This is a genomic window from Myxococcus stipitatus DSM 14675, assembly GCF_000331735.1.
Taxonomy (GTDB): domain Bacteria; phylum Myxococcota; class Myxococcia; order Myxococcales; family Myxococcaceae; genus Myxococcus; species Myxococcus stipitatus.
This window is the reverse complement of the sequence record NC_020126.1, coordinates 4,241,677-4,254,045: the sequence shown is the minus strand read 5'-3', so window position 1 is coordinate 4,254,045 and position 12,369 is coordinate 4,241,677. Positions and strand designations below refer to the sequence as shown.

8 protein-coding genes are annotated in these 12,369 nt (G+C 69.9%); 3 read left to right on the top strand and 5 right to left on the bottom strand.

The window, feature by feature from the left end; genetic code table 11:
* Nucleotides 1-13: 13 nt before the first annotated feature.
* The 3 genes from MYSTI_RS16710 to pssA form a co-directional block, all read right to left on the bottom strand.
* Entirely contained in the window at nt 14-358 is a 345-nt protein-coding gene (locus MYSTI_RS16710) for a hypothetical protein (protein WP_233278296.1), read from the bottom strand.
* A 182-nt stretch (nt 359-540) separates the two neighbouring features.
* Nucleotides 541-3,495: a choice-of-anchor D domain-containing protein gene (locus tag MYSTI_RS16705; protein ID WP_015348953.1), complete on the bottom strand. Its 2,955-nt coding sequence runs from the start codon at nt 3,493-3,495 to the stop codon at nt 541-543.
* Between the two features lie 159 nt (nt 3,496-3,654).
* Complete coding sequence (pssA, locus tag MYSTI_RS16700) at nt 3,655-4,299, bottom strand: CDP-diacylglycerol--serine O-phosphatidyltransferase (RefSeq protein ID WP_015348952.1); 645 nt, start codon at nt 4,297-4,299, stop codon at nt 3,655-3,657.
* Nucleotides 4,300-4,453: 154 nt separating this feature from the next.
* Here pssA and MYSTI_RS16695 point away from each other — a divergent pair, with 154 nt between their 5' ends.
* Together MYSTI_RS16695 and MYSTI_RS16690 are read left to right on the top strand one after the other, a co-directional pair.
* Nucleotides 4,454-6,988, top strand: a complete 2,535-nt coding sequence (locus MYSTI_RS16695; protein WP_015348951.1) for a penicillin acylase family protein — start codon at nt 4,454-4,456, stop codon at nt 6,986-6,988.
* Nucleotides 6,989-7,292: 304 nt separating this feature from the next.
* The gene (locus MYSTI_RS16690) at nt 7,293-7,739 is read left to right on the top strand and encodes a hypothetical protein (RefSeq protein ID WP_015348950.1); all 447 of its coding nucleotides are present in this window, start codon (nt 7,293-7,295) and stop codon (nt 7,737-7,739) included.
* 27 nt (nt 7,740-7,766) lie between these two features.
* On the opposite strand, the gene MYSTI_RS16685 is transcribed toward MYSTI_RS16690, so the two are convergent.
* Nucleotides 7,767-8,582: a ThiF family adenylyltransferase gene (locus MYSTI_RS16685; RefSeq protein ID WP_015348949.1), complete on the bottom strand. Its 816-nt coding sequence runs from the start codon at nt 8,580-8,582 to the stop codon at nt 7,767-7,769.
* Between the two features lie 502 nt (nt 8,583-9,084).
* On the opposite strand from MYSTI_RS16685, the gene MYSTI_RS16680 reads away from it, so the two are divergent.
* Nucleotides 9,085-10,494: a hypothetical protein gene (locus MYSTI_RS16680; RefSeq protein ID WP_015348948.1), complete on the top strand. Its 1,410-nt coding sequence runs from the start codon at nt 9,085-9,087 to the stop codon at nt 10,492-10,494.
* 18 nt (nt 10,495-10,512) lie between these two features.
* Here the strand turns inward: MYSTI_RS16680 and MYSTI_RS16675 are convergent, their stop codons facing one another.
* Nucleotides 10,513-12,303: a sigma 54-interacting transcriptional regulator gene (locus MYSTI_RS16675; protein ID WP_015348947.1), complete on the bottom strand. Its 1,791-nt coding sequence runs from the start codon at nt 12,301-12,303 to the stop codon at nt 10,513-10,515.
* Nucleotides 12,304-12,369 lie beyond the last annotated feature (66 nt).

The window sequence follows — 12,369 nt, the reverse complement described above, 5'->3', positions numbered from 1 at the left end:
GCCTCAAGAGACGCTACCGGCGAGCGGCGCGGACCTCGCGGGTCTCCCGCATCAGCGCCTCCAGCTCGTCCAGGTGCCGCTTCAGCACCGGCATCAGCACCGGCGCCCGGTCCACCCGGTCGAACAGGTCCAGGACGCGATCCACCTTACGCTCGATTTCCTGGGCTCGGGCGGGAGTAATCCGCCGGAGCAGCAGGTCGGCGCCGGCCTCCATCAGCGCGCGAGCCACGGCATCCCGCGAGGCGAGCGGCTCTTCCTTGCGGCGGCCCTCGCCCTGGATGACCCGGAGGCCCTGGGCGCGTGCTCGCGAGGAGCCACCCGCGCTCGTCGTCGTCGTTCCTTCGGAGTCTGGGGACATCACCGGGTGCCTCCTCGGCGGGAGCGGGTACGACCTCAGGGTACACACCGTGAGGAGCCCTCCAATTTTCTGGTCATCCGCACAGGCGGAAGCAGACCTGTAGCACCCGGGGCCGACATGAACGTCGAGGGCCGGATGGAGGGCCCTTCGACTGGCTCACATCCGAGGCCCTCTCCCCCCACTCACCGGGCGGCGCAGGAGCGCCGGTAGGTGATGGCCACCTTGGCCCCCGGGGCGGGGACCGCGGTGAAGATGACGCTGTTGGTGGGCGCGTCGTAGCGCCACCCCGCCGCCGGCTGGCCGTTCACCGTCACCGTCACCGTGCCCGGCTCCGGCGCGTCGCTCAGCGGGAAGCGGTCCTGCGCGGAGAAGGCCTTGTTGGCCACCGCCGTCAGCAGCGGCCCGTAGTTGGCCGCGCACACGTTCATCACCTCGCCGCCCGTGCGCACCGTGGCCTCCGCGTAGCGCGTGCCCGCTCCACCCGCCGTGCCACACGCCGCCGCCGTGGGGGCAATGGCGTAGAACGTGGCGCGCTGCGGTTGGTTCTGCCCCTTGAGCTGCTGGGCCCACTGCACGTAGGTGTCCACGCCGTCGGGCGAGTGGTCGTCCTCGTCCCCGATGAAGACGACGACGAGCGCCGCCGAGTCCCGCAGGAACCGCAGGTTGCCGTCGCGAGGCATCGGCGTGCGAGGATCATCCGCGTTGTTCACCAAGGGCGGAGACAGCGCGCGCCGCATGGCCTCGAAGCCCTGCTCCACGTGGGCGCACTGCCCCACCTGCACGTTCTGCTGGAGCGCCTCCGTCAGGTCGGCCATCGCCTGCGTGAGGATGCGCGGGTGGGAGTTGTCCACGGGGAAGAAGCGCCCCGCCTCCCCGCCGTCCGCGCCGCCCGGACACGCCCCCGCCACCGGGCCGATGCCCGTCGTCGTGACGGCCACGTGCAGGTCCACCTGCTTGGCGAGCGCCGTGTCCACGAACGAGGGCACCGCGGCCACCAGGCGCGGGTGCTCCTCCACCATGGACGCCGTGTTGTCCACGACGAAGAGGACGTCCACCTTGCTCACGTCCTGCTGGGTGAAGGTGTCCGTCTTCTCCATCCGCTTGGAGGATTCGCCAATGAGTGGCACCAGCAACGGCGCTGTGAGATCGCTCGAGTTCACGAACAGCGGCGACAGGTTCATCCCGTAGACCTGAGCGGCGTACTCCACGTCCACCGTGAAGGCCTCGCCCGGCTGGAGCGTGAAGGGCTGGGGCGTGGGCACGCCGCCCACCGAGAACTCGCCGTCCGTGGTGCCCGGCCCCACCCACACCCGCGACACGGACACGGGCCTGGTGCACGCGTTGAGGTAGTTCACCTCGCGGGGCTCGGGCGGACAGTCGCGCCGCGCCACGCCCCAGTCCACGTACCAGGGCGACGCCATCAAGCACGACGTCTCCGACTGCGCGACGAGCGGCACCACCAGGAGCGGATTCGCCGGGTTCATCTGCTCCACCTGGGCCTCGCCCGTGAAGGAGCCGCCGAGAATCGGCGCGTTGAAGGCCACCTGGAAGCTGAACCAATCCCCCGGATAGAGGGTGACGCCGAAGAGGCCCCCCCCCGGCAGGCTGAACACCCCACCGCCGTTGTCGCGAAGCTGGACGTTCTTCACCGGGCAGATGTCCCGCCCCTTGTTCTCCAGCTTCACGCCCAGCACGGCGCCTCGGCCCGGGGGCACCGTGCCGAAGTCCACCACGGCCGGGGTGATGGCCAGCTCACAGGGCGCGTGCGCCAGCGCCTCGCCCCGGAAGGTGAGGTCCACCGTGCCCGTGGCATAGGCGTTGGTGCTCATCACCAGCACGCCCGTCGCCCGGCCCGCGCGCGTGGGCTCGTAGTAGACGGGGATGTTGACCTCCTGCCCCGGCTGCAGCGTGTACGGGATGGCCAGCGGCGCGTGGTTGAACTGGAGCGGCCCCGTCGGGTCCGTCCGCCACTCCAGCGACTGGATGGTGAGCGTGCCCGCGTTCGTGGCACCGCAGTTCTTCACGTTGACCATGACCCGCGACTTGGAGCCCAGCGGCTGCATGCCGAAGTCGTGCGCCACCGGCGACACACACAGCTCCGCCGCGCCACCGAAGCCTCGCAGCATCACATCCGTGGTGGGGTGACGCCGGCTCGCCACATGGTAGCGGGCCAGGTCCTCCGCGGGCCCCATGTGTCCGGGGCTGTAGCGGAACGGCACGGCGCGCACCTCGCCCGGCTGGAGCACCAGGGGGAAGCCCACCTGCGGCGGGGCCTGGGAGAAGGACGCGTCCGTGCCATCCAACGTCAGCCCCGTCACCGTCACCGGCTCCGTGCTGACGTTGCGGATGCGCGACTCCCGGATGTCGTCCCGGTCCACGGGCACCGCCGCGAAGTCCACCACGGGAGGCTCCGCCACCACCGCCTGCTCGAGCGACTCGGCGGACAGCTTCACCGACAGGTCCGCGCAGCCTCGGCACGGCGACACCGCCAGCGCCACCTGCTTGCGCCCCACCCGCGTCGGTCGGAAGGTCAGCGCCAGCTCCGCGCGGCTTCGCGGCGCCACCGACATGGGCGACACCACGAACTCGTCGCGGTCCGCGCCCACCACCCGAGGCATCACCTCCACGGGCAGCTCCGTCGGATTGTCCAACGACAACGTGAGCGTCTTCGTGGAGTCCGCCTCGATGCGCCCGAAGTCCAGCGCGCCGGGAGACACCCGCGCCCATGCGGCCACGCCCTTCCCGGACAGCGGCACGCGCAGGAGCGGCTCCAACTGCGCATCCGAGCGCACCACCAGCACCGCGTCCTGGCCGCCTTCGTTCGTCGGCGTGTAGCGCACGCGAAGCGCGCGCGCGCTGCCAGGCACCAGGCTGTGCGGCCCTTCGTCCGTGAAGGTCGCCAGGTAGGCCCCCTCCGGGCCCTCCACCCAGACTTCGCTCACGTTGATGCGCGCGCGCCCCACGTTGCGCAGCGAAATCTCCGTCTCGCGCGCGTCGTGGAGGGCGACTCTCTGGAAGTCCATCCCTCCAGGGGTCGCCGTCAGCCGCCCGTCCGCCAGCGTCGAGCGCTCACGGTCCGCACAGCCGACCACCAGCCCGAACACCGCGAAGGCCCACAAGCTCCTGCGCCACGTCATGGCCCCCACCCCTTCCCCACACCCATCGACCCATGCCCCTCCATTGCCTCACATGAGGACCTGGAGCGGCTCGGGGGGTGAAACTAGGCACCCACCCTTGGGCGAGCAACCACCCACGGGGACGAATCCCGGTGTCAGGGAGCGGCGCGGATATCCCCTTCAAACCTTGGGGATGCGCAGCGTCTTGCTGATCATCGCGCTGCCGCTGGCCGCGTACAGCAGCACCAGCGGATGCAACACCAGCGGCCCCAACTCCCAGGCCCCTCCCCACATCGACTCGCCAATGCGGCCCTGCCACGTGGCCACCGCCAACACCAGCACCAGCCCCAGGCTGGTGGGGATGGGCGTGCCCTCGAAGTACTTCACCTTCCCCGACTCGTCCGACAGCTCCGCGGACGTGACGTTGAAGCGCGCCAGCCGGCTGATGCCACAGGCGACGAAGTACAGGAGCACCGCCACGTCCAGCGCCCCCCGCATCCCCACCGCGAAGGCCAGCGCCGCCGGCGCCATGCCGAAGGAGATGACGTCCGCCAGTGAGTCCAGGTCCGCCCCCAGGGGCGACTTCTTGAACCGCCAGCGGGCGATGCGCCCATCCAGGAAGTCCATCACCAACGCCAACGGCATCAGCGCGAAGGCCACCCACAGCCACGTCTCCCGCCCGGTGGCCAGGTACTGCATCGCGGAGAGGATGGCCCCCGTCCCCGCGAAGCCGTTGCCCAGCGTCACGAAGTCGGCGAGCACGAAGGTGCGAATCATCGAGAAGTGGCGGCGCGGGCGACGGGCACGCGGCTGCTCGGTCGTCATATCCGCGTTCTCCTAGCACACTGACCCCACTCCCCCCGACCCCCACCCCACCGATTCATGCCGCACTGCGTCTGACTTTAGGCTCCCGGCAAAAGTCAATCTTCAGAAAACTTTTGACGGGTGGATCAGCCCCTTCCTACGCTCCCGAGTCGCCATGAAAACTTTTCGATCAGCGTTCTCCCCGCGCGGGGCGTCCTGGAAGTCTGGGCGTACTCGATGGCACCTTCCCCTCCTCGCCGGGCTGAGCCTGGCCTTCGCCACCGCCTGTGGTGAGGATGATGACGGTGGCCCGAAGCTGCCACCCGAAGAGCCTCCCAAGTACGAGGCCACCATCCGCCGGACGTCGCACGGCATCCCGCACATCACCGCCAAGAACATGGCCAGCCTGTCCTATGGCCAGGGCTATGCCTTCGCGAAGGACCACGTCTGTATCCTGTCGGACCAGATCCTCAAGGTCCGCGGCGAGCGCGCCCGCTACATGGGCCAGGGCCCCGGCAACACCTACGTGGGCAGCGACTTCGGCTACCGGGTGCTCCAGCTCCAGGAGAAGGCGGAGGCCGCCTTCCCCAAGCTCCCCGCCGACATCCAGGAGATGTTCCAGGGCTACGTCGCGGGCTTCAACCGCTATGTGACGGAGACGCCGGGCGACCAGCTCCCCAAGCCCTGCACCAACGCGCCCTGGGTCAGGCCCATCACCGCGGTGGACCTGTTCGCCTACGACATCAGCGTGGGCCTGGCGGGCAGCAGCTACCAGCTCATCCTGGCCATCGCCGCGGCCACGCCGCCCATCACCGGCGCGAGCACCGTGGGTCGCCCGCCGATGGACAGCTTCAAGGTGGAGCGTCCGGAGCACCACAGCGTCGGTAGCAACGGCTGGGCCATTGGCGCGGACCGCGCCGCCAACAAGCGCGGCATGGTGGTGGCCAACCCGCACTTCCCCTGGGAGGGCGAGCTCAAGCTCTGGGAGAGCCACCTCACCGTCCCCGGCGAGCTCAACGTCTACGGCGTGGGTCTGCTCGGCGTTCCGGCGGTGCTCATCGGCTTCAACGACCACGTGGCCTGGACGCACACCTTCTCGTCCGGTCAGCGCATGACGCTCTACGGACTGCAGCTCGTGCCGGGCAAGCCCACCCGCTACAAGTACGGCACCGAGGAGCGGGAGATGGTCGCCCGCGACATCACCGTCCTGGTGAAGCTGCCGGAAGGCTCCGTGACGAGCATCACCCAGCGGTTCTACAGCAGCCACTACGGCCCGGTCATCGCCATCCCCAACGTGGCGCCGTGGACCACGCAGTCGGCGCTCACCTACCGCGACGCCAACCTGGACAACACGCAGCTCGTCTCCCAGTTCGTGGGGATGAACCGGGCCAAGAGCCTGGCGGAGTTCCAGAACGTCTATGCGCAGGTGCAGGGCATCCCGTGGGTCAACACCATGGCCGCGGACCGGGATGGCAACGTCTGGTACGCGGACGCCACCCCCACGCCCAACCTGAGCGACAAGGCCATTGGCATGTGGCGCGCGGCGTCCAACATGGCGGGCACGCCGACCTTCAACATCTGGCGGGAGATGGGCCTGGTGCTGCTCGACGGCAGCAACCCGGAGAACGAGTGGCGTGACGCCGCCGGCGCGCGCGGCCCCGGCCTCGTGCCCTACGCGGGCATCCCGAAGCTGGCCCGCCGTGACTTCGTCTTCAACGCCAACGACAGCTACTGGCTGGCGAACCCCGCGGCGCCGCTCACCAACTTCTCGCCCATGCACGGCCTGGAGGGCGTGGGCCAGACGCCGCGCACGCGCATGAACGCGGTGCTGCTCACCGAGCAGAACGGCGCCTCCGGCGCGGACAACCTGTTCACCGTGGCGGAGCTGGAGAACGCCATCCTGAGCAACCGCGGCATGACGGCGGAGCTCCTGCGGGACCAGGTCGTGGCGCGCTGCACGGGCGTGCCGACGGTGCAGGTCAACACCACCGTCATCGACATCCGCCAGGGCTGCGCGGCGCTGGCCGCGTGGGACCTGCGCTACGACGCGGGCAGCAAGGGCGCGGCGCTGTGGCGTGAGTTCAGCGGCGCCTTCAGCATGGGCGAGCTGTCCACGGGCGTGTCCGGCGCGGGCACCACGTCGCTGTACTCGGAGCTCTTCGACGTGGCCCGTCCCATCCAGACGCCTCGCGGGCTGAAGGCCGCGCCCACCGACGGCAGCGCGGACTCCGTGCTCGTCGCGCTGGCCAACGCCGTCTTCCGGCTCAACCTGGCGAAGATTCCGGTGGATGCGCCGCTGGGTCAGTCGCAGTACAGCACCCGCGTGGACGGCAAGCGCATCCCCATCCACGGTGGCGGCGCCTACGACGGCACGGCCAACATCGTCTCCTGGGGCACGCTCAAGTCCACCACGCCCGACTCGGACTACAGCGCGGTGCGCGGCACCAACATCATCAACAGCCGCACCAACCTGACCGACACCGGCTACGTCATCAACAACGGCAGCAGCTTCATCATGGCCATGGAGTTCACCGAGAAGGGCGTCAACGGCCGCGCGGTGCTCACCTACAGCCAGTCCAGCGACAAGGCCTCGCCGTACTTCGCGGACCAGACGGAGCTGTTCTCCAACAAGCAGTGGCGCCCCATCGTCTTCACCGAGGAGGCCATCACCGCCGCCAAGGTCGACGAGGTCACCATCTCCGGCAACTGAAGCCCTTCGGGCCCTTCCCCGCGAAGGTGTCCGCGCTGAAGTCCCAGGCCCCCGCCCACCCGGCGGGGGCCTTTTTGTTGCCGTCCACCACGCGACACCCGCCCGCGCGCAAAGCGCCGCGCGCGGACACTCCGGGAGACGCGGAGGCGGTCCATTGTCCGCCGGGTGATGCCCGCCCCGGCAGGCCGCTTCCGCGAAGACGAGATGATCCCAGGATGGGCCAGCAGACCGCCCGGCACCGCCCAGCCTCACGCGGTGAAACGGCCCCGGGAGCACCGGTACTGCGAAGGAGCGGCAGCTCGCCATGGCGACAACCGTCTACAAGACAGCCCTCATCGACCGCGTCTTCTTCCTGCGCTGGGAGTCGCCTCCCAATCGAGAGGATATCCAGGCGGTCTTCGAGGAGATGCGAGAGACCCACGAGCGGCTCAAACCGCCCCTGGTGCTGGTGGCGAGCCTGTCCTCCCGGTCCGCCGTCCCCAACACCGAGCAGCGCAACAACCTCTCCGCCTTCCAGTCCGACGCGCGGCCGCTCTTCACGGAGATCCACGCCATCGTCGAGGGCAACGACCTCCAGTACAACCTCCAGCGCGTCATCATCGCGGGCATCAACATCATCACGCGCACCCACGACGAGACGCTCCAGCGCGTCCACCAGCGCGCCGAGCAGGTGGCTCCGCTGCTCACCCACAGCCTGGGCGTGGATGGGCCGAAGGTCATCGAGGAGGCGCGCAAGCGCGGCGTCGTGTGACGGCGGCCAGGGCGCGCCGGCCCGGGCTCACGCGGGCTGTCGCGCCGGCACCGGCGTCCGGCCCGCGGCGGCTCGCACATAGCGGTGGTCGAACAAGTCCACGTAGAGGTACTCCGGCCACGACACCATGGCCCGAGCCCCCAGCATCACCCCGCGCATCAGCTCGCTCACCATCATCCCGGCCGCGGTGGTGGCGCCCACGACACACGTGGGCGCGTGCCCCCGCCCCGCGTAACAGGACTCCATGGCGTCCTGGAGCAGATAGCTGCCCAGGTGAGGAATGATGGCCGGCAGGTCCACGCGGCCATCCGGGAGGATGTAGAGCTCTTCGTACAGCGGTGCATCCGGTTGGAAGACATGCAACGCCGCGCCGAAGCCCAGCATCAACCCCGTCATCGCGGGGATACCCCTCGCGCGGCACGCGCGGTGGAGGGCCTGCTTGGCGCTCCCCCCCGCGATGTCGATGACCTCCACCACGTAGTCCACCGGAGGAAGTCCTTCGCCACCGTCGAGCACCGTCTCCACGTTGGCGGCCGTGACGCCCTCCATCACCCGCCGCAGCCGCAGCGACGGATGGATGTCCAGACACATCCGCCCCACGACCTCCACCTTGGATTGACCCAGCGTGCTCTCGAAACAGCCCACCTGCCGGTTCATGTTGTGACGCTCATAGGTGTCGAAGTCCGCGAGCGTCAGGCACCCCAGGCCCAGCCGGACCAGGTCCACCGCGCACTGCCCTCCGGCGCCTCCCACGCCGGCGACGAGCACGTGCGTGCGGGCCAGCCGCTGCATCACATCCGGACTGATGACTCCCAGGTTGCGCTCGAAACGGGGCTCCACCATGACGCCTCCACTTTCTCCCCGCGAAGCGCCATGGCCCGCGTCCCACGCGGTGACCTCTGCCCTCCCAGGTCCCGTCGATGTGGGCTCTCGAACCAAGACCCGGGAGGGGCAACCACCCCTCACCTGTTCACCACTCCCCCTCTCCTCCCAGGAATGTCCTCCCGAAAGCGATTCGAACGTCTCCTTTCAGGTGAGCCGGACGTCCCCGCTCGCAATCACATCCTCGTGAGTCTCCCCCGCATGCCCACTCCGCGCGCTCCGCCCTGACCTCCGCCGTCCCCGTGACACCACATCCGTGATGCGCCTGCTTCAGTCGTGAAGCGGGGTCCTTTGCACCACACCCGCCAGGAATGTCAGACGGTTGCTACAAAGTGGACGTCAAGCGTGGAGTCCATGGATAGAAGGGCTTCCGCGAGTCTCAAGCGTTCAGACTCTGGCTTGGATTCTGCTCAATGGGTGACACGGGCTGTTCCGAACCCCTCTTCTTCGATTCGAGGTTCCTATGCGTACGTGGTTCCGCCTCACTGTCTGCCTGACATTCCTGTCGTTGGGTTGTGGAATTTCCGAGCCTCCGGCCAGCGCGGAGGAGTTACGCGACACCGCGGAGACAGCACTCGCGACGGGAGAGACTTCCGCCGCGTTGTCGGGGGGCGCGGACAGGGCCCTGCCCTTGTGGGCCACGCGCCAGGTGCTGTTCGGTGATGTCGCGCACTACCGCTTCAAGCTCCAGGTGGGCCCCAGGCTTCAAGACACCGTCGTCATCCACCGCGTGGTGAAGGAGAGCGCGACCTGGACGCCCGAGAGGACGGGCGATGCCATCTTCATGGTGCATGGGGATGCGTGGGGCTTCGAGCAGGCCTTCCTCTCCAGCGTGGACTCCGAGCAGGTCCCCCGGCGTCAGTCCATCGCCGCATACTTCGCGCAGGAGGGCCTGGATGTGTGGGGCATCGACCTGCGCTGGGTGGGCGTGCCCGCGGCGACGCAGGAGTTCTCCTTCATGTCGGAGTGGAACCTGGGGACACATGCCCAGGACGTGGGCACGGGATTGCGGCTGGCGCGCGGGCTGCGGCTCGCGGGTGGCGCCTTCGGCAAGATGAACCTGTTGGGTTGGAGCCGAGGCTCCCTCGTCGCCCATGCCTATCTCAACGCGGAGGCGCAGCTGCCGCGCGGCCGGCGCCAGGTGGATGGCTTCATCCCCATGGACATGCCGGTGCGCTTCGCGCCCGAGCACGCGCAGCAGCAGGCCTGGGCGTGCGCGCGCTATGAGGCGCTGAAGCTGCGCCGGGCGCTGTATGGGCCGGAAGGGGGGCTCCTGGGCGTGGCGCCGGGCGTGGGACTCCAGGCCATTGGCAAGCTCGCGGCCACCGCGCCCAACGAGCCCTCGCCCATCATGCCGGATGACATCTTCGGCCCGGGCACGGGCCGCCCCACCAACCGGCGCGTCGCCATCGTCGCCGCGGCGGCCACGGGCGCCATCATGAAGCCGCTGGACCCGCTCACGCCCAACTACCACCTGCTGGCGGGAATCCCCGACGCCTCGGGGCTGCCGGGCAGCCTGACCTATACGGTGGAGGGCTACCTCCACGAGTACGCGCAGACCGCGGCGCCCTACCAGAGCATCAACGAGGTGGTGGAGTCGGAGGCGTGGCTGTGCGGCGAGGACGTGCCGTACGACGACCGGCTGCGCGACGTGACGGTGCCGGTGTTCTACGTGGGCGCGGGCGGTGGCGTCGGTGAGTACGGCGTGTACTCCACCACGCTGCTGGGCAGCCGGGACGTCACCTCGCTCGTCGTGAGGGACCTGCCCGCCGCGTCGCGCGCGCTCGACTTCGGACACGCGGACCTCTTCCTCGCCGACAGCGCCAGGCTGCGCGTCTGGCGCCCCATCCTCCAGTGGATTCGCGCGCACTGATGTCCAGCGCGTGAAGCCTCAGTCCTGCTTCCACAGCCCATGACGCCGGGCCCTCCGGCCCAGCGTCACCGGGTCCATGCCCAGCGCCACGGCCGCGCGCCGCAGCACGCCGCCGTGCCGCTCCAACGCCTCGCGGATGAGCTCGCGCTCCACCCGCTCCAGCCGCGCGCGCAATGAGCCGTCTCCCGACAGCTCGTTGCGCACCGGCGACGTGGAGACGAGGCCCGGCGGCAGCAGCCGGCGCGACACCACCTCGCCCGGGCGCGACAGCAGCACCGCGCGCTCCAGCACGTTGCGCAGCTCGCGCACGTTCCCCGGCCACGGGTACGCGCGCAGCATGTCCTCCACCTCCTGGGACATGCCGCTCGCCGAGCGGCGCAACACGCGGTTGAAGTGCAGCAGGAAGAAGCGCGCCAGCTCCGGCACGTCCTCGGGGCGCTCGCGCAGCGGGGGGATGTCGATGGTGAAGCTGTTGAGCCGGTAGAAGAGGTCCGCGCGGAAGCGGCCGCTGCGCACCTCCTCCCCCAGGTCCCGGTTGCTCGCGGCCAGCACGCGCACGTCCACGTGGCGCACCTGCGTGCCGCCCACCGGGCGCACGTCCCCCGTCTCCAGCACGCGCAGCAGCTTGGCCTGGAGGTTGGGGGTGGTGTTCTCGATTTCGTCCAGGAAGATGGTGCCGCCATTGGCCAGGACGAACAGCCCCGGATGGTCCGCCACCGCGTTGGTGAAGGCCCCTCGCACGTGGCCGAACAGCTCGCTCTCCAGCAGCGTCTCCGTGAGCGCTCCGCAGTCCTGCACCACGAGCGGCAGCTCTCCGCGCCCGCTCAGCCGGTGCAGGCTGCGCGCGAGCACCTCCTTGCCCGTGCCCGTCTCCCCTTGCAGCAGCACCGCCACGCGATGCGGGGCCACCAGGCGCACCATCTCCATCACCCGCTGCATGGCGACGCTGCGCAGGCCCACGTCCTCCTCGCCTCGCGGGCCCGGCTCCTTCGGGGCGCCTTCCGCCGCCAGGGCGCGCTCGCGCAAGAGGGTGCGCTCCAGCTCCAGGGCCATGCGCCACTGCTCGGTGCGCACGCCTCGCTCACGGCCCGCTTGAAGCACCGCCTGCCGCACCGCGTCCGGCGACGCGGACGGGCCAAGCGCGCGGAACACGAGGCCCGCGTTGAACAGCGCCACCAGCCGCTCCGACGCGGCGGGCGCGCAGTAGATGATTCGCGAGGCCAGGTCGGAGGCAGGCCCCCCGCTGGCCAGGTCCGCGGCCTCGTCCACGTCCACGAACGTCTCCACCAGCGCCAGGGCGCGAGCCTCATCCCGCCCACACACGAGCAGCGCCGCCGCGTCGCCGCGCGCGAGCAGCACCCGCGCCTCCTCCGCGCTGGCGGCGAAGTGGGGCACGGCCTGGCCCTCCAGCGCCGCGCGAATCCCCTGGGCCTCGTCCTCGCTGGCGAACGCCACCACGACCTGCAGCCGGGCGGTGGCCAGGTAGCGCGCCAGCTTCACCCCGTCCGAGTCCTCGAACGAGTGCAGGAAGACGCCGAGCGCCGTCACCGAGCCGCCCGTCTCGTGACGCCACCGCACGTCGCCCCATGCGCGGATGTGCTCCCCCGAGTCGGGCAGCGAGAAGGACAACTCCACCGGCTCGCCCTCGCGAGGGCCCTCCTGGGGGCCTCTGGGCGTGGCGATGAGGCCGATGCCCGTCTCGCTGATGTTGACGGCCCAGCACCCGGCGAGGGCGGGCTGCGTCACCACCTTCACGTACAACGGCTTGCGCTCGCTTCGAGGGGCGTAGGCGGTCACAGGCCGCGTCATGACTCCGGGAGTCTACTTCAGACACGCGGTCTTGCCGGAAAAATGAGGAAACCCAGACTGAGGGTG

Coding starts and splice junctions, on each gene's coding strand:
- MYSTI_RS16710 (WP_233278296.1), bottom strand. CDS start 358: ATGTCCCCAGACTCCGAAGGAACGACGACGACGAGCGCGGGTGGCTCC.
- MYSTI_RS16705 (WP_015348953.1), bottom strand. CDS start 3,495: ATGACGTGGCGCAGGAGCTTGTGGGCCTTCGCGGTGTTCGGGCTGGTG.
- pssA (WP_015348952.1), bottom strand. CDS start 4,299: ATGACGACCGAGCAGCCGCGTGCCCGTCGCCCGCGCCGCCACTTCTCG.
- MYSTI_RS16695 (WP_015348951.1), top strand. CDS start 4,454: ATGAAAACTTTTCGATCAGCGTTCTCCCCGCGCGGGGCGTCCTGGAAG.
- MYSTI_RS16690 (WP_015348950.1), top strand. CDS start 7,293: ATGGCGACAACCGTCTACAAGACAGCCCTCATCGACCGCGTCTTCTTC.
- MYSTI_RS16685 (WP_015348949.1), bottom strand. CDS start 8,582: ATGGTGGAGCCCCGTTTCGAGCGCAACCTGGGAGTCATCAGTCCGGAT.
- MYSTI_RS16680 (WP_015348948.1), top strand. CDS start 9,085: ATGCGTACGTGGTTCCGCCTCACTGTCTGCCTGACATTCCTGTCGTTG.
- MYSTI_RS16675 (WP_015348947.1), bottom strand. CDS start 12,303: ATGACGCGGCCTGTGACCGCCTACGCCCCTCGAAGCGAGCGCAAGCCG.